The organism is Paenibacillus sp. Y568, assembly GCF_059445545.1.
Genome location: NZ_JCAIUM010000028.1, coordinates 1 through 21893 on the forward strand (window position 1 = coordinate 1; position 21893 = coordinate 21893).

Annotated in this window: 19 protein-coding genes and 1 other RNA gene; 2 read left to right on the forward strand and 18 right to left on the reverse strand. The window is 41.4% G+C overall.

All coding sequences use genetic code 11. The features are described from left to right. Positions 1-388: 388 nt before the first annotated feature. The 14 genes from AC1D7X_RS24195 to rpoE form a co-directional block, all read right to left on the reverse strand. Entirely contained in the window at positions 389-658 is a 270-nt protein-coding gene (locus AC1D7X_RS24195; RefSeq protein ID WP_495458667.1) for a pro-sigmaK processing inhibitor BofA family protein, read from the reverse strand. A gap of 36 nt (positions 659-694) precedes the next feature. Continuing rightward, positions 695-973: a DUF2508 family protein gene (locus AC1D7X_RS24200; RefSeq protein WP_495458666.1), complete on the reverse strand. Its 279-nt coding sequence runs from the start codon at positions 971-973 to the stop codon at positions 695-697. Positions 974-1091: 118 nt separating this feature from the next. Beyond that, on the reverse strand, positions 1092-1691 hold the full coding sequence (gene recR / locus AC1D7X_RS24205; RefSeq protein WP_495458665.1) for a recombination mediator RecR: 600 nt from the start codon (positions 1689-1691) through the stop codon (positions 1092-1094). A 27-nt stretch (positions 1692-1718) separates the two neighbouring features. After that, positions 1719-2030 carry a YbaB/EbfC family nucleoid-associated protein gene (locus AC1D7X_RS24210; RefSeq protein ID WP_068646981.1) on the reverse strand — a complete coding sequence of 104 codons (312 nt, stop codon included), beginning with the start codon at positions 2028-2030 and terminating at the stop codon, positions 1719-1721. A gap of 32 nt (positions 2031-2062) precedes the next feature. Then, the gene (gene dnaX, locus AC1D7X_RS24215; protein WP_495458664.1) at positions 2063-3820 is read right to left on the reverse strand and encodes a DNA polymerase III subunit gamma/tau; all 1758 of its coding nucleotides are present in this window, start codon (positions 3818-3820) and stop codon (positions 2063-2065) included. A 180-nt stretch (positions 3821-4000) separates the two neighbouring features. Beyond that, positions 4001-4268: signal recognition particle sRNA large type (ffs, locus tag AC1D7X_RS24220), an RNA gene on the reverse strand. Between the two features lie 270 nt (positions 4269-4538). Continuing rightward, complete coding sequence (gene rpmE, locus AC1D7X_RS24225; RefSeq protein ID WP_495458663.1) at positions 4539-4736, reverse strand: 50S ribosomal protein L31; 198 nt, start codon at positions 4734-4736, stop codon at positions 4539-4541. Between the two features lie 132 nt (positions 4737-4868). Further along, a complete protein-coding gene (locus tag AC1D7X_RS24230; protein WP_495458662.1) occupies positions 4869-6143 on the reverse strand; it encodes a radical SAM family protein in 1275 nt (424 codons plus the stop codon). Between the two features lie 76 nt (positions 6144-6219). After that, positions 6220-7566 (reverse strand): transcription termination factor Rho, encoded by a 1347-nt coding sequence (gene rho / locus AC1D7X_RS24235; RefSeq protein WP_495458661.1) that lies wholly within the window; start codon positions 7564-7566, stop codon positions 6220-6222. 169 nt (positions 7567-7735) lie between these two features. Then, on the reverse strand, positions 7736-8989 hold the full coding sequence (gene murA, locus AC1D7X_RS24240; protein ID WP_495458660.1) for a UDP-N-acetylglucosamine 1-carboxyvinyltransferase: 1254 nt from the start codon (positions 8987-8989) through the stop codon (positions 7736-7738). 200 nt (positions 8990-9189) lie between these two features. After that, positions 9190-10044 carry a class II fructose-1,6-bisphosphate aldolase gene (gene fba, locus AC1D7X_RS24245; protein ID WP_495458659.1) on the reverse strand — a complete coding sequence of 285 codons (855 nt, stop codon included), beginning with the start codon at positions 10042-10044 and terminating at the stop codon, positions 9190-9192. A gap of 292 nt (positions 10045-10336) precedes the next feature. Next, positions 10337-10720, reverse strand: a complete 384-nt coding sequence (locus AC1D7X_RS24250) for a response regulator (RefSeq protein WP_495458658.1) — start codon at positions 10718-10720, stop codon at positions 10337-10339. Between the two features lie 220 nt (positions 10721-10940). After that, complete coding sequence (pyrG, locus tag AC1D7X_RS24255) at positions 10941-12542, reverse strand: CTP synthase (protein ID WP_495458657.1); 1602 nt, start codon at positions 12540-12542, stop codon at positions 10941-10943. A 331-nt stretch (positions 12543-12873) separates the two neighbouring features. Then, on the reverse strand, positions 12874-13425 hold the full coding sequence (gene rpoE, locus AC1D7X_RS24260) for a DNA-directed RNA polymerase subunit delta (RefSeq protein ID WP_495458656.1): 552 nt from the start codon (positions 13423-13425) through the stop codon (positions 12874-12876). A gap of 400 nt (positions 13426-13825) precedes the next feature. Here rpoE and AC1D7X_RS24265 point away from each other — a divergent pair, with 400 nt between their 5' ends. Further along, the gene (locus tag AC1D7X_RS24265) at positions 13826-15031 is read left to right on the forward strand and encodes a S8 family peptidase (RefSeq protein WP_495458655.1); all 1206 of its coding nucleotides are present in this window, start codon (positions 13826-13828) and stop codon (positions 15029-15031) included. A 45-nt stretch (positions 15032-15076) separates the two neighbouring features. Here AC1D7X_RS24265 and argS read toward each other — a convergent pair whose 3' ends face one another. The 4 genes from argS to speE all read right to left on the reverse strand — a co-directional run bounded on the left by argS (position 15077) and on the right by speE (position 19503). Then, positions 15077-16756, reverse strand: coding sequence for an arginine--tRNA ligase (argS, locus tag AC1D7X_RS24270; RefSeq protein WP_495476303.1), 1680 nt, complete (start codon positions 16754-16756; stop codon positions 15077-15079). Then, positions 16753-17178: a YwiB family protein gene (locus AC1D7X_RS24275; RefSeq protein WP_495458653.1), complete on the reverse strand. Its 426-nt coding sequence runs from the start codon at positions 17176-17178 to the stop codon at positions 16753-16755. Before AC1D7X_RS24275 ends, argS begins: the two co-directional genes overlap by 4 nt. Positions 17179-17314: 136 nt before the next feature. Further along, entirely contained in the window at positions 17315-18499 is a 1185-nt protein-coding gene (locus tag AC1D7X_RS24280; RefSeq protein WP_495458652.1) for a WD40/YVTN/BNR-like repeat-containing protein, read from the reverse strand. Between the two features lie 176 nt (positions 18500-18675). Continuing rightward, positions 18676-19503: a polyamine aminopropyltransferase gene (gene speE / locus AC1D7X_RS24285; RefSeq protein WP_495458651.1), complete on the reverse strand. Its 828-nt coding sequence runs from the start codon at positions 19501-19503 to the stop codon at positions 18676-18678. Positions 19504-19753: 250 nt separating this feature from the next. Between speE and AC1D7X_RS24290 the strand changes: the two genes are divergently transcribed. Continuing rightward, entirely contained in the window at positions 19754-21802 is a 2049-nt protein-coding gene (locus AC1D7X_RS24290) for a transglycosylase domain-containing protein (protein WP_495458650.1), read from the forward strand. The last annotated feature ends 91 nt before the right edge of the window (positions 21803-21893 follow it).

The window sequence follows — 21893 nt, forward strand, 5'->3', positions numbered from 1 at the left end:
CGTTCGTCCTGAGCCAGGATCAAACTCTCCAAATTATATTGATTTCAAATCAGCTTTGCAGTGATTTGGAATCAATTTAGAAAGAGCGATTATGCTCATTTAAAACAAACTGACGAGAAATTAATTTCTCTATCAAATGATTTCTCATTTGTTTTGATTTCACTTTCGTGAAATCTACTCACTCGTTGTTCAGTTTTCAAAGACCAATTTTTTCGTTTTGTTGTTACCAGTTGTTCTCGGCGACAACTTCTATATCTTATCATGCTACCCGGCATTTCGTCAAGCTCTTTTTTTAAGAAATTTATTTCTTCTCAATTTTGCCTTTCGGCAAGCTTGTTTGCCTTTTCAAAGGGGCGAGATATAATGTAACACATTTAAACGGCCGACGTCAACTCCCAATCACAATAAATTTTAATCCATACAGAAGAGCGACCCCTGGAAGTCCTAGAACCATAACAGTTCCTATGGTGGCTGGGTTAATTGGAATATGCACAGTTGTCATAAGTCCAGAGAAGTTAACTAAATAGATTCCTAAGGTTGCTAGTACCAAGTGTGTACCAAATACAGTCAGCCAACCTAAGCCTAATCTTTTCTTAAATACAATAAACAGCAGAGAAAATAGGGATATAACCAGTACCCCTGTTACGATCCATTTCATCTATATTTATTCTCCTTTCTAATGGTGTCCATTAAACTACCCTGTAATTTCCCTTTTCTCTGTAAGTTGATTGCGACTTATCCCTAACTTCTTTGCCTGTTTTAAATGCATCTGATATTTACGCTCTGCTGCTTCCAGCATATAAATGGCATAGTCCACTTGATCATCCCCTAAAGCTTCTTCAAAATACATATATGCCTCCTGCCAATTTGCCTGTGCCTGAAGGATATCCGCATAGACACTCCAATCAGAATCATGCTCATTCTCGTTATGATTCTTAAGTACGCCACCCCATGATTTTTTTATTCTTTTCATAAGTAGTCCTCCTTCAACTGATATATCCTCACTTTTATACATATCGAGAAAAGGACAAACTTAGAACAAAAAAAAAGCCCCATTCGGGACTTCTTCGTTAAATTCTATTTGAATCAGATCAGTGCAGCTCTCTTCGTCCTTCTAGCGCCTTGGACAGTGTAACTTCATCCGCATACTCCAAATCGCCTCCAACAGGCAATCCATGAGCTATACGAGTTACTCTAATATCAAAGGGTCGAATCAATCTTGAAACGTACATTGCTGTCGCTTCTCCCTCGATATTAGCATTCGTAGCTAGAATAAGTTCCTTCACTCGCTCATCAGTAAGTCTATTTAACAGTTCCTTTAAGCGAATCTCATCAGGGCCAATCCCCTCCATAGGAGAGATCGCGCCTTGAAGTACATGATAATAACCATTAAACTCTTTCGTTCGTTCCATGGCCACTACATCTTTGTGATCTTGAACAACACAGATGACAGATGTATCTCTCGTCTTATCCTGACATATGCGACATGGATCAGTATCCGTTATATTGCAGCAGACAGAACAATAGTGAAGATTTCTCTTAACACTAACGAGCGCCTTCGCAAAATCAATGACATCATCCTCTTTCATTGTGATGACATGAAATGCCAAACGACTAGCCGTCTTGGGACCAATACCCGGCAATCGAGTAAAGGATTCGATCAGTCTTGCTATAGGTTCGGGATAATACAAATCTAAAAATCTCCTTCAGCTGAAAAATTAGAACAGGCCAGGTATTTTCATTCCGCCTGTGAATTTACCCATATCATCGTTAGCAAGCTCATCCGCTTTAGTCAGGGCATCATTCACCGCTGTCATCACCAGGTCCTGCAGCATTTCTACGTCTTCTGGATCTACCGCTTCTGGTTTAATCGTAATAGAAAGTAGTTTCTTGTGTCCATTCACTTCAGCTGTAACTACGCCACCGCCAGAACTTCCTTCAACAGTCTTCGTAGCAAGGCCTTCCTGTGCCTTCAACATTTGTTCCTGCATTTTCTTCACTTGTTTCATCATTTGATTCATATTATTCATGAGTAGACTCTCCTTTTATGCACATCTTTGTGCTATTCTTTGATAACCACAAGATCTTCTCCAAATAATTGAAGAGCCTCGTCAATCCATGGTTGGGATTTCTCCTCACCATCTTCGTGTTCATGTTCTAACTTTAGTTCCTCTTTAGCCTTTTGTGTGGATCCCTCTAGCGCTGCCATCCAATCCCGTTGCATAATGGTGACCAGATGATACGGTTTGCCCAGCTTAGATTCCATCACATGCTCAATAACCTGTCTATTCGCCGGTTTCTCCGTGGTCTCTCGATGAATATTATTCTTGAAAGCCACTAATATAGAATCCTCAAGTATAGATACGGGCTCTCCATCCATAAACCATGCATGAACAGTGACCTTCTCTTCTTTAACCCCTTGCAGAACAGGACCCCATTGCTTCTGAATCGTTGCAAACGCGTCGCTATTCTTATGAATCAAGTATTGATCCATATGTGGAGGGATCTTAGTCGTCGAGGACATCCGCGGAGCCGGCATCCCACCTCCAGATGGCCGTGAGCTTGCATTCCTATCCTTACCATTTCCAGAAGGAGCACCTGATTGCATGAATTTCTCAAGCTTTTTCTCAAGAGCTACTATCTGTTGTTTCAAAAGAGTTATATCTCCTGAATCAGCAGGTGGTGATGCTTTTCTTTCACTTGAACCCCCTACCGTAACTACCTCTTGTGTACCATTTGGTAAATTACTTAATTTAAGCAAGGCTACTTCAAATAACGTCTGTGGCTGTGAAGCATATTTCATCTCACTTTGATAGTGATTCAAAATATCAATCATTTGGAACAACTGTTCACGAGTGAATGTCTCTGCCATCTCTTTATATTCTTCCGGATTCAACACCCTGTCCGTCAGCTTGTCCGCGTGCGGTACCATTTTGATCATAAGTAGATCTCGGAAATAATACAGCAGGTTCTCCATGCACTTATCTGCACTTTTTCCCTCCTGCATGAAATCCTCAACCATTTGTAGCACCAGGCCTACATCTCCATCAAGTAAACCTTGTGCCAACCTTCCAAACTGCTCAGAGGCGATCCCACCAGACATATTTAGAACCTGTTGGTACGAAACAACACCCTCTGTAAAAGATGCGATTTGATCTAGAATGCTAAGTGCATCACGCATCCCACCGTCTGATAATCGTGCAATATATTGAAGCGCCTCATCTTCAGCCTTAATGCCTTCTTCTTCGCAAATGCGTCGTAAACGCTCTGTTTGTTCATCTAGAGACACTCTACGAAAATCAAAACGCTGGCACCGTGAAATAATGGTGGCCGGTAGTTTATGTGGTTCCGTCGTCGCCAAAATAAACATCACATGAGAAGGTGGCTCCTCTAGCGTCTTCAATAAGGCATTAAAGGCTTCTGTCGTCAGCATATGCACTTCATCAATGATATAAACCTTCTGTCTGACTTCCGTTGGCGCATATTTAACTTTCTCGCGCAAATCTCTAATTTCTTCGACACCGCGGTTAGATGCAGCATCAATTTCTTGCACATCCATCACTGCCCCAGCGGTTATACGCCGGCAAGATTCGCATTCATTGCAAGGTTCTGGTCCAGGTCCCCGCTCACAGTTAACGGCTTTCGCCAGTATTTTTGCAGCGCTTGTTTTCCCAGTTCCACGCGGGCCGCTGAACAGGTAGGCATGAGAAACCCGCTGTTCGCGTATTGCGTTCTGCAGCGTTTGAATAATATGCTGTTGTCCCACCATGTCTTGAAAAGACTGCGGCCGCCAAGCACGGTACAGCGCTATATGTTTCACTTTGCGTTACCCTCTTTCAACTTCCACTTCATGACGCTTAGTCGCATCATCATTATACTATATTCAGGTGTCCAGCAAAACTTGAATTCATCGTTACGATCATATTATATCAAAAAAAAGCAAAAGCATCTTTGCTCAAAGGCAAAGATGCAAATAGAAATACTCATATTAATAACAAGACCGTGCACCTGTTATTGATAATTGCGATCCAAGCGGCAATCCTGTGCAGCTACTCGGGCTAGGCTTCCCCTCGGCACAAGAGTAACTTGCTTATGGCTGCTTCCTTCCGGACCTGACCAGGTTCACAAGCACTCATTGCGAAGGACCCAACCGTCAACATAGCACACAGGGACCAAGACCTTACATCGACAAAACCTCTAACAGGAATTCAACCTCGCTACAGCGGATTGCGAGTTACAGGGCACCGCTACCTCCCCGTCTAGCACGGTGAGGACAATTATATCCCATGGATGCACAAAAATCAACCATGTAATATCACCCGAACTTTATTTAATTCATTTTATTCTAAATAAGCAATGCGCTAATAAGTTACATCGTTCGAACTATTGAAATTAATTTAATAGATATAACTCCTTGTTAGGAGAAGTTAATAACGTTTATTTCTCCAACATAAACATAAAAAATCCCCTGACTCTTTGAAGAGTAGGGGATTTCGTATGTTTCGGCATCTCATGCTGACAAGCAGCAAAGATCCAAATTAAACGCCGTATTTTTTCTTAAATTTATCAACGCGGCCACCAGCATCCAGGAATTTTTGTTTCCCAGTGTAAAACGGATGACAGTTGGAGCAAATTTCTACGCGAAGGTTTTCTTTAACAGAACCTGCCTCGAATGTATTACCACAAGCACAAGTAGCCGTAGTAATATGAAATTTCGGTTGGATTGATTCTTGCATGACTTTCACCTCTTTCCGCCCTGAGTCTCATGTGGACACAGAGTTATGTGGACATATAATAGCATTGTAACAGGTTCACTTATCATGTGCAATATTTTATTTAACCATACCGTCACTACAAAGTACAGTTTCTTACAATGCAATACTCTTCTTTGGTCGTGCCATTCCCACTGGAGGAACATGCGTGAAGGAACCTATTACCACTTCCGGTAACTCCGCTTTAAAAATATCAATCATCTGTTTCATGCCTAAAATTTCACCTTGAGCTGGCGGGATTAATCCCAAATAACTCTCAGGGTCAATATTAAGATTCCGCATTTGAATCAATTTCAATCCAGTACGTCGACAGAATTCAACCATAGCCTCAATTTCCTCTTCACGATCCGTTACACCTGGAAATATAAGATAGTTAATGGACGTGTATACACCCTGATCGGTAGCGTATCGTAAAGACTTCTCTACGTTAGCTAGATTATATCCTCTAGGTTTATAGTATGCATTATAGTGATCATCAAGCGCACTAATCGTACTTACACGCATGAGATCTAGACCCGCATCCACAATTCCACGAATATGATCATTCAATCCAGCATTCGTATTAATATTAATATAACCCATATCCGTAACCGATCTAACTTCGCGGATAGCATCAATAATAATCTTCGCTTGTGTTGAAGGTTCACCCTCGCATCCTTGTCCGAAACTAATAATGGATTCCGGTGTCTTCAAGTGTTCTAACATCACTTCCACTAATTCGTCGACTCTTGGTCGGAAGTCCATACGAGTCTGTGGAGATACGAAACCACTATCATCAGGTTGTTCAGAGATACAACCGAAACAGCCTGCATTACAAGAATGAGATACTGGAACGCCACCTTCCCACCGGTTAAGGAATGTGTTAGAAGACGTAAGACACTCATATCCTAGAGCACAATTGGATAGATGAGTATATAACCTATTATCTGGATACTTCTCAGTTAAACGCTGTACACCCTCATTTAAATCGTCAGTATCACAATTCAAAGGATTCCACTTCTCAGGGTCATCCGTTAATTGTGCAGCAACGTAGAATTTCCCGTCTTTCCACACAACTGCTGAATAACCGAATAGCGGTAATTTATATTCTTTATCTGTCTTCACATAACCTGGGAGGCATAATCTTGTATATCCTTGTGGTAGAAGCGCACCGACAGCTTGCGCATCATTTGGTAATGGCATCATTTCACCCGTTTCAGGGTCCATTCCCACAGCACGAGTACTTGGTAGCCCCACTAAAGTAGCACCTTCAGGTAATGGAATAAGTTCATCTTCCATCATTTCAACGATCATATCTCCACTACGAGCAAGCCCATAAAGTGAAGGATGATCAAATACATTTCCTTGTTCATCCGCGTATACCAGATACATGATGTTCCCCTTTTTGTAAATAATCTATATTTTGCCGCAATGGGACTTTATATTTAACCATTTTCATTAATAATAATTAAGATGATGACACAGAAGATGTTGAAGGGCGAGTAGTTCTACGGGCAGGACTTGGCTTACCACTATTGTTGTTGCTACTGCCATTATTACTTGGTTTTGCTGATGAAGCATCAAAGGAAGCAATAAATTCATCATTTGTCTTACAATCACGCAATTTCTTAATGAATCCATCCACGAATTCAAAGGAGTCATTCATATTTTTGCGAATAGCCCAGATGGTATCTAGTTCTTCTTTAGTTAAGAGAACTTCCTCACGCCGCGTTCCTGAACGACGAATATCGATAGCTGGAAAAATACGACGTTCTGCCAACTTACGATCAAGATGCAGTTCCATATTCCCTGTACCTTTGAATTCTTCATAAATAATATCGTCCATCCGAGAACCTGTATCCACTAATGCTGTTGCAAGGATCGTTAAGCTTCCGCCTTCTTCCACATTACGTGCTGCTCCGAAGAATCGTTTGGGACGATGAAATGCCGCTGGGTCTATCCCCCCACTAAGGGTACGACCAGAAGGCGGAATAACAAGGTTGTATGCACGGGCTAACCGAGTAATACTGTCCATCAAGATCACGACGTCCTTTTTATGTTCAACCAACCGTAACGCACGTTCCAACACAAGCTCTGCCACTTTAATATGATTCTCAGGCAATTCATCAAATGTAGACGCAATGACTTCTCCTTTTACAGAACGTTGCATGTCTGTAACTTCTTCTGGACGTTCATCAATGAGTAGTACAAAGAGTGAAATTTCGGGATTGTTAGTTGAAATACTGTTGGCAATTTCTTTTAAGAGGAGCGTTTTCCCTGCTTTTGGAGGTGCTACAATGAGTCCACGTTGTCCCAAACCTACGGGTGCCAGCAAATCCATAATACGTGTAGATAAATGCGTTGGGGATGTTTCAAGCACAAGCTTTTTCTGTGGGTAAAGAGGAGTTAGTGCTGGGAAATGTAAACGTTCTGCTGCTGTTTGTGGATTCTCTCCATTCACTGCGTTAACCTGAAGCAATCCAAAGTAACGTTCATTCTCTTTAGGAGTTCTACATTTACCAGATACCAAGTCTCCTGTTCTCAAATCAAATTTGCGAATTTGTGATGCAGAGATATAAATATCCTGAGTACTCGGTAAATAATTTATAGGTCTAAGGAAGCCATAGCCTTCAGAAAGTATCTCCAGTACGCCTTCCATAAACATCAATCCACTCTGCTCAGCTTGCGCCCGCAGAATAGCAAAGATCAATTCCCTTTTCTTAAGCTGCCCATAATACGAAATCTGGTATTGTTTCGCCAGCTTGTATAAATCCGTCAGCTTCATTTCTTCTAAATCAGAAATTTGCAGATCCATTTAATAACCACCTATTCAATTTTATAAGTCCTTATATCCTATTCAGCAATCTATAAAACTATGAAATTACTTTATTAAGATAGCATTACCCAATTAACAAGGAAATATGCAAATTATGCCAACTATGTGAGTAGCAAATTTGCATATCCTCTCATGACGATACAGTAGCTTACTCTGTCTCACGCCATAACTCTGCTCCTAAACGGCGGAAATTCTCGACAATGTTGTCGTAACCACGGTCAATAAACTCCACTCCACTCACTTCTGTAACTCCTTCGTCCACCGTAAGCCCCGCAATAACAAGTGCTGCCCCAGCTCGTAAGTCTGTTGCCTTAACCTTGGCAGCATTCAACTTACTTCCTTCGATAATAGCAGATCTTCCTTCTACTCGGATCTTAGCTCCCATCCTTACCAGTTCAGGGACATGCTTAAATCGACTACTGTAAACAAAATCACTTAGGACACTAACGCCTTCAGCTTGCGTAAGAAGACTAGTCATAGGCGATTGTAAATCTGTAGGAAATCCAGGATAGACCAGAGCCTTTACATCGACAGCTTCATAATTCCTTTGCCCAACAACTCGAATGCTCTCATCTAATTCTTCGATGTGTACACCCATTTCTAACAATTTGGCAGTCATAGCCTCCATGTGTTTAGGGATAACATTATCAATCAGAACATCTCCGCGTGTAGCAGCGGCAGCTATCATATAAGTACCTGCTTGAATACGGTCGGGAATAATGGAATGGCGGCAGCCGTGGAGTTCTGAGACGCCTTCGATACGAATAGTTTCTGTACCAGCACCTTTAATAACGGCTCCCATGGAATTGAGGAGTGTTGCAACATCTATAATCTCAGGCTCTTTAGCCGCATTTTCAATGATAGTAGAACCTTTGGCACGGGCGGCAGCTAGCATAATATTAATGGTAGCACCAACACTAGAAACATCTAAATAGATCTTTGCTCCCCGCAGTTCTTTAGCATACAAATAAATAGACCCATGTTCGTTTGTTACTGTTGCGCCTAGCGCTTCAAAACCTTTAATGTGTTGATCAATAGGACGGGGTTCAAAATTACAGCCTCCCGGCAGGCCAATTAATGCTTCATTAAATCTACCTAGCATAGCACCCATCATATAATATGAAGCCCTAAGCTTCTTAACAGGGCCATTCGGCATGGGAATTGACTTGATTGAGGAAGGGTTAATTTTCATTTGACTGCCTTCCCAGGTAACACTTGCACCAAGCTCTTCCAGTATTTCGGCATACACCGCTACATCACTCAAAATAGGCAGATTATCCAAAATCACTTCTGATTCTGCCAGAATAGCAGCCGGAATCAAGGCAATAGCGCTGTTCTTAGCGCCACTGATAGATACTGTTCCCTGCAATGGTCGTCCGCCAGTGATCATCAATTTTTCCATAAGCTTAAGGGTCCCCCTACGTGTTATGCAGCCGGCAAACGATAACCGTTATTGGCTTTATATGATAAAAATGGAAAGACACCGGCTTAGCGGTGTGCTCTCCATATCAAACTATTTAACTGGACAACCCAAAGGACCTGTCCTGATTCATGAAAGAATTAAGATACATTTTCCTGTGCAATTGTACACGATAGACGTTATTACGCTTTGTTGTTAGAACCGAACTCACGGATTTTACCAATAACTGTTTCTTTGATTGCGTCACGACCTGGTACGATGAACGTACGTGGATCATATGCATCTGGTTTCGCAGCAAGTACTTCACGAACAACTTTTGCAAATACGATTTGATTCTCAGTATTTACATTGATTTTGGAAGTACCCAATGAGATTGCTTTATCAATATCACTTGTTGGGATACCAGTACCACCATGAAGAACCATTGGGATATTCGTAGCGTCACGAATTTCTTCCATTTCCTTGAATCCTAGGTTAGGCTCACCAAGGTAAGGACCATGAACGGAACCAAGTGCAGGAGCTAGAGTATCGATACCTGTTTCTTTAACGATACGGATACACTCTTCCAAGTCAGCATACATAATTCCACCAATAACGTCATCTTCCTGTCCGCCAACAGTTCCGACTTCAGCTTCAACGGAAACGCCTTTAGCATGAGCATATTCAACAACTTTCTTAGTCATTTCAATATTCTCATCAATTGGATGATGTGAACCATCGATCATAACGGAAGAGAATCCAGCGTCAATCGCTTCTTTACATTTATCAAAGCTAGATCCGTGATCAAGATGGATCGCAACTGGAACAGTGATTTTCATGTCATGCAAAAGTCCTTCTACCATTTTAACAACAGTATAGAAACCTCCCATGTGACGAGCTGCTCCCTCAGATACTCCAAGGATTACTGGTGATTTTTCTTGCTCAGCTGCACCAAGAATCGCTTGAGTCCACTCTAAGTTATTGATGTTGTATTGACCAACTGCGTATTTTCCTTTAAGTGCTTTGTTCAACATGTCTGTCATAGATACTAATGGCATGGTCCAATCCTCCTATAAATGTTGGTATTGTCTATATTATTTAGCCGACATCTCATACAAACTATAGTATACCACATCATTTCAAAAATACTAAACATGCATTTTTGATTCATAAAATGGCACGAACAAGTATTAATGTCGCTTTTAAAGTATAAGTATATGTTTCAACGCCCGCTGTGCGAGATGGCACATTCCTAACACGACACCTAGAAAGCTTTTAAGATTTCACTATTAATAAGTCATAAAACTTCAAAAAAAATTCTGCTCCTAAGCAGAATTGGATTCAATATGACTAATTACACTTTTCCAAGTTATTCTTCAATTGCGTGTTAACAGCAACTCGCATCTCATCAATATCGAACGGCTTGGTGAAGTGCATCAGTGCCCCGAGCTCCGTCGCCTCTTTGATCATGTCTAATTCCCCATATGCGGTCATCATAATAACTTTAATGTCGACATTGATCTCTTTAATCCGTTTCAGTATTTCAAGTCCATCCATACCTGGGATCTTCATATCAAGCAACACTAAATCTGGTGTTTCCTGCTGAACAATCTCTAAAGCAATCTTACCATTTGCTGCCTGAAATGTATCATAACCCTCACTACTGAAGACTTCCATCAACAGAATACGAATACCGTTTTGGTCATCTACGATCAATAACTTCTTATTATCCACCCGTTAATAACCTCCCGCAAATCAACACAAATTGCTTTCTTTCACACTCCCTCATTTCTGAAAGAAAACCATTTAATGTTATTCTTCAACCAAGTGCTAAATTCCTGCTAAAACATTTAAATTTACAAAAAAGGCCTCTTAGTGATTTTGCTACAAGAAGCTCTCTTACTGAACTCAAGCTTGTAGCATTATCCTAAGGAGACCTCTGAATTTAAAGAAATTAACCTTGATATTTCACAGATGCTTTAACAAACTCACGGAATAACGGCTGTGGACGATTCGGACGGGACGTGAACTCCGGATGGAATTGTACAGACAAGAACCATGGATGTCCTGGTAACTCAGTGATTTCTACAAGACGTCCATCAGGAGATGTTCCTGATATAATCAATCCTGCTTTTTCAATAGCTTCACGATATTCATTATTGAATTCATAACGATGACGATGTCTCTCATATACTAATTCATCATCATAGCAACTCATAGCTAATGATCCTGGTTGAAGCTTACATGGATATAGTCCAAGACGCATTGTACCGCCTAAATTTTCAATATCCTTTTGTTCAGGCAATAGGTCAATAACAGGATATTCTGTGGATGGATTAATCTCAGAACTGTTCGCACCTTCAAGACCTAGGACGGAGCGAGCATACTCAATAACAGACACTTGCATACCTAGACAAATTCCAAAGAACGGAATGTTATTCTCACGCACATATCGAATAGCTGTAATCTTACCTTCAATACCACGATCACCGAAGCCACCTGGTACCAAAACTCCGCTTATACCTTGAAGCGTGTCCCTCACGTTATCCTCAGTAATTTCTTCTGCGTTGACCCAACGGATCTTAACTTCAACATTTGCAGCGAAGCCTGCATGAGATAACGATTCAACAACGCTCAAATAAGCATCGTGCAGTTCAACATATTTACCAACGATGGCAATTTCCACTGTTTTATCAAGCTTCTGAATTCGGTTCACTAGACCTTCCCACTCTGTCATATCAGCCAACGGAGTAGTCAGTTTCAAATGGTTGACAACGATCTCGTCAAGTCCTTCGTCACGCAAATTAAGCGGCACTTCATAAAGTGTATCCGCGTCACGACATTCAACGACTGCATTTTCGTCAATATCACAGAATAGCGCAATCTTCGCTTTCATATCTGCTGAAAGTTCATGTTCCGTACGACATACAATTACGTTAGGTTGAATTCCGATACTGCGCAATTCCTTCACACTATGTTGAGTCGGCTTCGTCTTCACTTCACCAGCTGCTTTAATATATGGAATAAGAGTAACATGAATGTACATAACGTTTTCACGTCCGATATCACTCTTGATTTGGCGAATTGCCTCAAGGAATGGAAGACTTTCTATATCCCCTACTGTTCCGCCGATCTCAGTAATAACAACATCTGATCCAGCTTCACGGCCAGCGCGGTATACGCGTTCTTTAATTTCATTCGTAATATGCGGGATAACCTGAACAGTTCCCCCCAAGTACTCACCACGTCGTTCTTTGCTGATAACGGAGGAATAAATCTTCCCAGTCGTTACATTGCTGTTCTTGGATAAGTTAATATCAATAAATCTTTCGTAGTGGCCAAGGTCCAAATCAGTCTCAGCTCCATCATCCGTTACAAATACTTCACCGTGCTGATACGGACTCATGGTTCCTGGATCCATGTTCAAATATGGATCGAACTTCTGAATTGTTACTTTTAACCCTCTGTTTTTGAGCAACCTGCCAAGTGATGCGGCGGTAATTCCTTTTCCTAAAGAAGACACAACTCCGCCCGTCACAAAAATATACTTTGTCACTGTAAAAAAACCTCCTATTATAAAGTTCAGAAATGCAGGCGACATATGGTATTATCGTAACCTATAAGTATTTCCTTACTCTTTTACTCTTGATGGTAAATAACAATATGCGATTCTTTTCCAAAAGGCATAGTTTCTGTTGTTAACCCTATAAAAAAAAACAAAAAAGTGACACCCGTAGTACGGGGGCACTTTTTATCAATTCAAAATTATTTCAGTTCAATCATAAGCCCATGCAATAGTTTACTCTGTGGCATGAGCTGTGTCAAGTAAGGAACACATTATTATCCGACTCCAGATATTAACACAAATGGGTCGCCAAATGTATTCGTTATTTACTATCTTCGGAGTCATCAAATTCTTCTGAGTCAACATCATCTGAGGAATCATCAGCGTCATCCAAATCGTCGTCTTCTAGAACAACTTCTTCTTCCGTTTCTTCCTCAGAATCATCATCACTATAAACGTCGTCATGATCTTCATCAATTCTGTCGAAGTCTTCTGCTTCATCGCCAGCATATGTTTCTTCTTCATCAGCGAAGTCGTCGTCTTCTAGATCATCATCGTCATCGTTAATAATTCTTGGACGCTTAGCATTAGAGATTGGATCTTCCGAACGATCCACAGGATACCACCGTTTCAATCCCCACAGATTCGTTCCTACACAAGCGAACCGTCCGTCGATATTAATCTCGGTATATAACTGTGCAATCAGATCATTCATTTCTTTCTCGTTAAGACCTCGCTGTTTGGCTACCTCTGTCATTAGGTCAAGATAATAGTACGGCGTATTAACGGTCTTTAAAATAGCAAAAGCAAGATCAACCATAGGCATTTCCTTGATTCTTTCAGGATCAAGTTTTAAATGGAGTGGGGCACTCACTTATGAACACTTCCTCTCACGCAATGTGCATTTTTACACGTAATATTAATCAACATATCCTTTAACACAAATAAGTAAAACCTATTTGGGATTAAATTGCAAGTTTTAATACTGGGCTGGTTGATATGCTATGTTCCACAATCTCTCCTCACAAATTTATACAATAAAAAAGGCAGGGGTATCCCTGCCTCCTGACTGTATCCATTCCCCGAGGAAGAAACTCCTAAATGGGAGTGTCGTAAGAGCCTTCCGGTCTCTTCTGTTTATATTATGTACGCAGCTTCACTTTGACAACAATTCAGTGCCTATTTACGTAAATAAGGGCAAGTTCCCACTCCTGTTCGACTCCCCGTTCATAGAATACCTCAGCATGGTTCATCAAGAGGGGGGAAGGCTCAGCATGGACTACACTCGATTTATCCAGATGTTGCTCGAAGAAACCGATCGTCGCACCCCAGTTGAAGAGAAGCGAATTATGTCCTTTCTCAATCCTCGTCATTACACTGCGTATAAACGGGAATTAAGCAAGTTTAAGGCGCATGGCGTAAAAATACCCCCGGTACAGTCATCCGATCTAATAAAAGCCATCATTGCTCCCATTTCAAGTCGAAGTAAATTTGCCCTTAAATATAAGGATGTATTGCTACTCGAGGAGAATAGACCCATGAAGGTCCATGCCGTACAGAGTAAGCTAGATACCTACCCCGGAATCCCATATGGAGTGAAGCAGATTAAGGCTCCTCAAGCCTGGTCTACCTCAACGGGTTATCGGATTAGAATTGGGGTCATTGATACCGGAGTTGATTTTCAACATCCTGATATTCGACATTCCTTAGCTGGAGGAATTAATTTATTAAATCGTAATATGTTACCTCTTGACGATAACGGTCATGGTACACATATTGCTGGTACCATTGCAGCAGCAAACAGCACAGAAGGAATGATGGGGGTTGCTCCTAGGTCTATTATTTATCCTGTTAAGGCATTCGACCATAACGGATCAGCCTATGTTTCCGATATCATACTAGGTATTGATTGGTGTGTTCGTAACCACGTCCACCTCATCAATATGAGTTTTGGCATGAAAACGCGTAGCCGTGCTTTACAGGAAATAGTGAATAAGGCATATCTCTCAGGTATTTCAATTATCGCTTCTTCAGGTAACGATGGTAAACGTCGAACCATTGACTATCCTGCTCGCTATTCCCAGACGATCTCTGTTGGAGCAACGGACCAGAACAGACGGATTGCACCGTTCAGTAATCGCGGGCAGTATATTGATATCTATGCTCCTGGTGATAAAATTATTTCCTCATGGACACAAGGTAAGTATCATGAGATGAGCGGAACTTCCATGGCCACATCTCATGTTAGTGGTGCCATTGCACTATTACTTGCTCAGAATAGTAGCCTTCAGCCTGCAGAAATTAAATCCTTACTCCAGCGAACTGCCACACCATTACGTCTAAGGAAAGATCAACGCCTCGACCGTGACACTGGTGAAGTTAACGCACTTCGTTTACTACGAGACGGTATGAAGTTAGCAACCCAAGATACCGAGCCCATGACAGCAAGTCTCAAATCCAAGAAAAACCGCCCCTCTTAAACGATAAGGGCGGTTTTTTGATATCACAGAATAGCTTGTTTATCATTACATTTTTTGTGGAGCATTTACACCAATCATCTTCAGAACATTACCAATGACTATACGGACAGCACCAAGTAGTGCAAGACGAGCCTGTGTCTGCATGGCATCATCTGTAATAACACGCTCTGCTTTGTAGTAGCTATGGAACATCGAGGATAGTTCATATACATAACGTACCATACGATGCGGAGCATAATTCTCAGCTGCTGTAGCAATCTCTTCAGGTAGCTCACCTATTTTACGGAGTAGTTCATACTCACGATCATGGTTAAGCTTACTCAAATCGATGTTAGACAACGGTAGCAACGTAATATTCTGTTCCTCAGCTTGACGGTAAACACTACAAATACGGGCATAGGCATATTGAACATAGAATACAGGATTCTCATTAGACGTTGAAATAGCTAGATCCATGTCGAAATCTAAATGAGAGTCCATGCTCCGCATGGTGAAGAAATAGCGAATAGCGTCGACGCCGACTTCGTCCATCAGATCAATCATCGTTACTGCTTTACCTGTTCGTTTGGACATTTTTACCTTTTCACCGTCTTGAAATAAGCTCACCATTTGAGCAATCAATACGGTTAGCTTGCCAGAATCATAACCTAATGAAGTCATAGCAGCCTTCACACGAGGAATATATCCATGATGATCCGCACCCCAAATATTGATCATTTGATCATAACCTCTGCTATATTTGTTGCGATGGTAAGCAATATCTGGTGTCAGATAAGTATAGGTTCCGTCATTTTTCACCAACACGCGATCCTTGTCATCCCCATAATTGGTGGTACGAAGCCATGTCGCTTCTTCCGACTCATATACTTCTCCTCTGGCTTTCAATTCAGAAAGCGCTGCTTCTACTTGTCCATTCTCATAGAGTGAAGTTTCGCTAAACCATTCATCGAAATGCACTCTAAAGCGAGAAAGGTCGCGTTTGATTTTTGCTAATTCCTTCTCCAAACCAAAAGTTCTCAAGAAGGCTGTACGCTCCTCTGGGCTCATTGACAGTAGAGCTTCGCCCTTCTCTGCTACTAGTTCTTTAGCGAACCCCTTAATATCAGCACCATGATAACCATCTTCAGGCATTTCTACAGGTTGACCCAATTCTTGAAGATATCGAGCTTCAATGGATTTAATCAAATTAACGATCTGGTTCCCAGCATCATTAATATAATATTCCCGAGTAACTTGGAAGCCAGCATAGTCTAGAACATTACACAATGCATCACCTACTGCTGCTCCACGAGCATGTCCCAAATGTAAAGTTCCTGTTGGATTCGCACTAACGAACTCTAATTGTACTCTTTTACCTTGGCCTACGTTACTCCGACCATAGTCATCACCATGCTCTTGCACCTGTTGTAACACAGGATATAAGTAATTCTTCGACAACGTGAAATTAATAAATCCCGGTCCAGCAATTTCCGTCTTTTCAATATTAGCTTTCTTCAGATCTAAGTGACTAACAATAGCTTCAGCAATCAGTCTCGGATTCTTCTTTGCAATCTTTGTTAGCTGCATGGCGATATTCGAAGCTAGATCTCCATGAGCCTTATCCTTGGGTACTTCGAGTGTAATTGCTGGAAGTTCCTCCATGCTCACTAGTCCAGCAGCAACCACCGCATCCGCAATCGTCTCCGATACCAATTGATTAATCTGCTCTAAGGGGTTCTGTATCATGATTGTAATTCCTCCTGTATATGTAAATGTATTGCAAATTGTCCAGATAGATCATCGAAAACATATAAATCATATGCGAAGCGCACATGACCGTACATTCCCTCAATCTCTATATCCATATCCGTTGTATAGGTTGAAAGATTAAACGTGGTAAATGGCGAACGATAAAAGCCAGGCAATCTCTTCTCATGTTGGAAGGAATGTTCTGACTGAACTTCGCCGTGGCGAATAATTTTAACTTGATTTGGTGTGATCTTGATCGTCGTACGGGTTGCGCCTCCCTGTGGACTCACCTCTGGTTCCTCATATCGCACATACAGCGTCGTGCCCTTTAAGATTAACTCCGCAGGCATTTCCTGTACCACATCTTCTCCATCAACACGGCTGACTACCCGTATCTGGGCTAGTGTAATGTCTGACATATATCTAACAATCTCCAATCTGTACATTCCTATTGTACTACTATAGCCAGTTCGTTCATTCAATTCAAATAAAAATAATGAATATATAAAAAACGGATACCCGCTCCATGCATAGAGGTACCCGCCGTAATATTCATTATGGATTGATTAATGAGAACTTCACATTCCAGCTAACGCCGCCATCCTTCGTCATATAGATTGCTGCCTCAGTTGAACTGTTTACAACTGCTAGCCAACCCCTCTTGCTATCCGTAAAGGAGATACTTGCATCGTACCCTTTAATGGATGGCGTAATATTTGCCCAAGTCTTGTTTCCATTATATGAACGACCGACAGACACAACTTCGCCAGCGGGTGATCCTCCAGCTAAGAATGCTGTGTTCTTACCAATAAGCTGCATATTTCCCGGGTGTCCGCCCGGAGAAGCAGGACCTTTTTGAACAATTGACTTACCCACGCCTGGTGCAAGACCACTTCCAGCGGTATCCTGAGCGATAACCCGGTTCCAGTGTGCTCCTCCATCTGTACTACCATAGAGAGAATAAGATATTTGTGACATGCCTGTATCTCCATCTAACAATGCCCATACCTGATTACCATTGCTGTATATTTGTCCACCATGATTGCCTTCTGCAGCAACTTTTAATTTAAGCAACCAATGGTTGCCTCCATCTACTGTCTTCATAATCTTATATCCACCATCTGGAATAACTACGATAGACCATCCTGTCTTGTCATCCTCAAATGAAGCAAACCGGTTATTCGGGGGCGTTGGAATTTTGGTGAAGCTTTGCCCTCCATCAATGGTTTTATAGGCCGAAGTTGCAGTATAACCAAAACCCTCTTTTGCATTTACTAAATCTATTCGTTCAAATGTAATAGATGTATTTACTCTTTTCCAATGAGAACCTCCGTCGGACGTCTGAATCAAATAATTTGTCTGTTCAGAAGGTACCGTTGCTAATGCCCATCCATTCTTATTGTTAGGAAAATCGATCTGTGCCATTTGCCATTGCCCTGTATAGATTTCCTGCCAGTGACAGCCGGCATCAGATGTACCAATCATGAACCCATTACCTATAGCCCTGCCTATACGATCATTCAAAAACTGAATGTCCGTGAAGTGGAGTGCTTCCTGACCTGCTACTTGATGTTGCTTCTGTAACGTTTGTAGCAGTCCATGGCCATTACTACAAGCGTTCACGGGTGTAGCTGTAGCTTCTGCGGCTTCAATAGTGTCAATTCTAAATCCCCCTAAGGGAAGCATGACTGCTATAGATACTAAGATTAGAAATAAACGATTTAACTTCTTAAAGAACATGATGCAAATCACCTCTCCTATATGTTATTTACCCTTCATAGTTATTTACCCTAAAACCACAATTCACCTACATAAAAATCAGAAAATAGAGAAAAAACCCTCAGAAGCCTTAAGGAGTCATTAGCTCTTTGAAGCATATCTAAGGGGTTGTATATTAGTTAACTTTGGAAATAAATTTACTTTATAAGATCTTCAACAAATTTCGGTAATGCAAATGCAGCCTTGTGTAGACGAGATGTATAGTACTTCGTATCCATGTCCGGAATAGTTGTTTCATCTACTTCTAATGGATCGTATACTTTACTACCCATCGTGAAAGTCCAAAGACCACTTGGATACGTCGGAATATTAGCTGAATATACACGCACGATCGGGAATATTTCCTTCACATCGCTGTTTACTTGTTTAATAAGGTCTGCCTTAAACCATGGATTGTCCGTCTGAGCAACAAATATTCCATCATCCTTCAACGCTTCAAAGATCCCTTGGTAGAATCCACGTTCAAATAATGGAGCAGCAGGACCCACTGGCTCTGTAGAATCAACCATGATCACATCATATTCGTTCTTATGTTCAAGAATATGCATGTACCCATCATTCACTAGAACCTCCACGCGTGGATTCTCTAATTCACCTGCAATAGAAGGCAAATATTTCTTAGAATATTCAATTACTTTACCATCAATTTCAACCAAGACAGCTTTCTCTACTCCTGGATGTTTGATCACTTCTCGGATGACACCACCGTCTCCACCACCTACAACTAATACAAGTTTAGGATTAGGATGCGTATTCAACGCTGGATGGGCTACCATTTCATGATATACGAACTCATCCTTCACGGTTGTCATAACCATACCATCAAGTACAAGCATCGTTCCGAATTCTTCCGTTTCAATCATTGCTAGATCTTGAAAATCTGTTTTTTCTGCCACGTAAGTTTCTTTTATTTTAGCTGTAATCCCAAACTCAGGGGTTTGCTTCTCCGTATACCATAATTCCATGAGGTGATCCCTTCTTTCGCTGTATTATATGTGTTCATCCGTCATTTCCAACGTGTGAAATGAAGTAATTACCTATTCCATTCTATTGTAACAGACAAATCACATTATAATAAATCAACATGAAAATGCAACCATTTTCATAAAACATTACCCCTTTTTCTATATTCATAACCTATTACCTTGAATATCTAATCCCTTCTATCCCCATAATGAGAAGAAAAGAACTGGAAAGAAAGGGAGCTCGCCTGTCATGTCACACACATCTCACAAATCACCTAAGCGTAAAAAAAGAGTTATTACCATTGTTAAGCTACTATTCGGGATGACAGCCCTTGTCTTTCTGGCTGGTATTGCTCTGCTCATATATTTATACAATACAAACCTACCTGTCGCAGACACGGACCATAATTCACGGATTCTTGATAGCCAGAATCAGGTTATGGCAATCTTCTCCGTTAGTGGACGAAGTTATACCCCTTTAACGTTAGATCAGATCTCACCACAGCTCATAAAGGCTACACTGTCAGTAGAAGATCGAAAGTTCTACGATCATATGGGATTTGATATCAAAGGTATGGGACGCGCCGTTCTTGTTAATTTAGAAAAAATGAATCGTTCACAGGGTGCAAGCACGCTAACACAACAACTTGCTCGGAATTTATATCTCTCTCATGCTAAGACTTGGTCACGTAAAGTAAAGGAAGCCTTTTATACAACCCAGTTAGAAATGAAATACAGTAAAGATGAAATCCTTCAGATGTACCTTAACGAAATTTACTACGGGCATGGTGCCTATGGCATTGAAGCGGCATCACGAATGTATTTTGGTAAATCTGCGAAAGATCTAGACCTTGCAGAAAGCGCCATGCTCGCAGGAATTCCCAAAGGGCCAACCTATTACTCACCATATAACCATATGGATAGTGCCGTAAAGCGACAAAAAATTGTACTCTCCACAATGGTTGAGACAGGTAATATCACGAAGCAAGAAGCGAACAGCGCTGCTCGCGAGAACCTTGTATTTCAACCTCAAGGAGAACAACGGACAACGACTACTGCCCCCTATTTTCGTGATTATGTTCGTCAATTAGCCATCAAGGATCTTGGTATTACTGAGGAGCAATTAGATCATGGTGGCTTGAATATTTATACTACATTAGATCCTCACGCCCAACAGGCAGCCGAAGATGCCGTACATAAAGGAATGGATTCTAAGAGTGAGCTTGAGGTAGCTCTCATCTCTTTGGATCCCCGAACAGGATATATCAAAGCCATGGTAGGTGGAACCAATTATCAGACTAATCAATATAACCACACACTCGCTACGACACGTCAGCCTGGATCAGCCTTTAAGCCCATTATGTATCTGAGTGCTCTGGCTTCTCAAAAAATGAATGCCCTCAGCACATTCAAAAGCGAACCCACGTTATTTCACTATGATAATAACCGTAAGACCTATCAACCCAGTAACTTCGGCGAAAAGTATTTAGGTGAAATTGATATGCGCGAAGCCATTGCAGCAAGTGATAATATTTATGCAGTGAACACGATTTTGAAAGTTGGCCCTGAAATGGTACTAGATACAGCACAGAAAATGGGCATTCTAAGCCCACTTCAAGCTGTACCTTCGCTTGCATTAGGTACCTCACCCGTTAGTCCTTTGGAGATGGCCTCTGCCTTTGGTGTCATCAGTAATGCAGGTTTACTAATAGCTCCTGTGGCCGTGTTAAAAATAACTGATGCCACAGGGGAGCTTATTTATGAAGCAGAACCCAATCAAGGTGAACAAGTTGTAGATCCCGCTGCATCCTATGTTCTAACCCACCTCATGGAAAGCGTCTTTGAATCAGGGGGCACCGGCAATCGGGTATCCACTTTGATGAAACGACCTGTGGCTGGTAAGACAGGAACCACGAATACAGATGCTTGGCTCGTGGGCTTCACACCTGAATTGGCGACTGCAGTCTGGGTTGGCTACGATAAAGGTCGTAATATAGAGACCGCAGATGGACGACGTGCTGCACCTATTTTTGCTCAGTATACTGAAAAGGCACTAGAAAATGTTCCTCCCAAGATTTTTCCGATTCCAGAGGGTGTCGTTAGTGTGTATATTGATCCAGACTCAGGATTATTAGCAACAGCGGACTGCCCGAATAAAACGATGGAAGTATTCATTCAAGGTACAGAACCTAAGGAATATTGTGCAGTACACGGCGGAGTACCTGAAAAAGCTCCCACAGAGGTTCAGACTAAGGATCAATCTTGGTGGTCCAACTTAAGACAATGGTGGATGGACTAATAAAACGAAGAGCTGATTTCAGCTCTTTTTTTATGGATTGATGTTTTGGGTAATCTTATATAGAAGAAACTGTTTATATTCTTTAAAAGAA